This window comes from Arhodomonas sp. KWT (assembly GCF_010993615.1).
Genome location: NZ_WNXE01000017.1, coordinates 1 through 1,300, shown reverse-complemented (window position 1 = coordinate 1,300; position 1,300 = coordinate 1). Strand labels below are relative to the sequence as shown.

Annotated in this window: 1 protein-coding gene; it reads right to left on the bottom strand. The window is 69.6% G+C overall.

Annotated elements, in window-relative coordinates:
* Positions 1-236: 236 nt before the first annotated feature.
* The gene (locus tag G7A99_RS05280) at positions 237-1,136 is read right to left on the bottom strand and encodes a DMT family transporter (RefSeq protein WP_018716795.1); all 900 of its coding nucleotides are present in this window, start codon (positions 1,134-1,136) and stop codon (positions 237-239) included.
* Positions 1,137-1,300 lie beyond the last annotated feature (164 nt).

The following is a 1,300-nucleotide window of genomic DNA, read 5'->3' as shown; positions in this document are numbered from 1 at the left end:
CGTCATTGCCGTGGTAGGCATGAACGCCGGCGTGGCGTGACCTGCCGCGTCACCCTGACGCAGCACTGGGGTCCCGGACGTACCGTGACCGGCACAGCATGCCACATGTGCCGGGGCTGCCCGTCGATCCGTCCCGGTGGATGCGGGCGCGACGGCGACCTGCCCCACCGCCGCGGGCACGACAGGGGGCCTTCCGCCGCAGGGCGGTGCCGTTGCACCGGGATCGGCGTCCGGCCCTAGCGCGTCGCCAGCCAGGCGCCCAGGAGGACGACGGGGATGGCGCAGAGGGTGGCGACGGAGAGGGTCTCGCCGATGATCAGCCAGGCGAGGACCGCAGTGGTCACGGGGATGAGGTAGTAAAGGCCCGCCGCCCGGCCCGCGCCGAGGGTGCTGATGGCCTTGTTCCAGCAGAAAAAGGCGACGATCGAGGCACCGACCCCCACGTACAGCAGTACCGCGTAACCCTGCCAGTCCAGACCGTAGAGATGAGCGGGGTCGGAGAGGGTCAGCCAAGCGGGGGCGAGCACGAATGCGCCGAGGATGATGGTGATGGCGAGATTGGCCTGCACCGGGATCTCCCGCGTGAGCAGCCGGACCGTCACCGCGTAGCCGGAGAAGCAGACGACGGCGCCGGCCATGAGCAGCAGGGCCGGGACGATGCGTGTCTCCCCGCCGCCCCCCTCACCGGCGTGTCCGAGCGTGATGACGGCGACGCCCGCGAGCGCGATCAGCCCGCCGGTACCGGCGTGCCTGGGCAGACGCTCACGCAGGAAGACAGCGGCGAGAAAGGCGATTACCAGGGGCGAGAGGGTGTTGAGCAGCGCCAGTACGGCGGCGCCCGCGTAATGGCCGGCGCCGTAGACGAGCGTGTTGAACGACGCGATGCCCAGCACCGCGCTCAGCACGACCATGGCGAAGCGGCGCCGGATCGCGGGCAGCTCGGCGACGATGGTGCGTCCGAACACCAGGGCCGCGATGACGGCGGCGATGCTCCAGCGGGCGAAGGACAGGTCGAGCGGCGTAAGGGTCGCCCCCATGCCGCGCGCGACCACGAAATTGCCAGACCACAGGGTGATCGCCAGCAACGCCCAGGCCGCCCCGGCCAGGAGGCTGCGGGTATCGTTTTCCGTGTTCACTGACAGCCGCTCTCGTCTCCGGTCCACCAGGTCCGGAGGTTACGGCAGCACCGCTGCCGTAACGTCTCTCAGAAGCCGTTGATCATCGATCCGAGCACGCAGCGGACATTGGCCATGCCCGTCTTGAGGATGCGCTCGATCTCGCTCATGGCGATCGGCGTGTC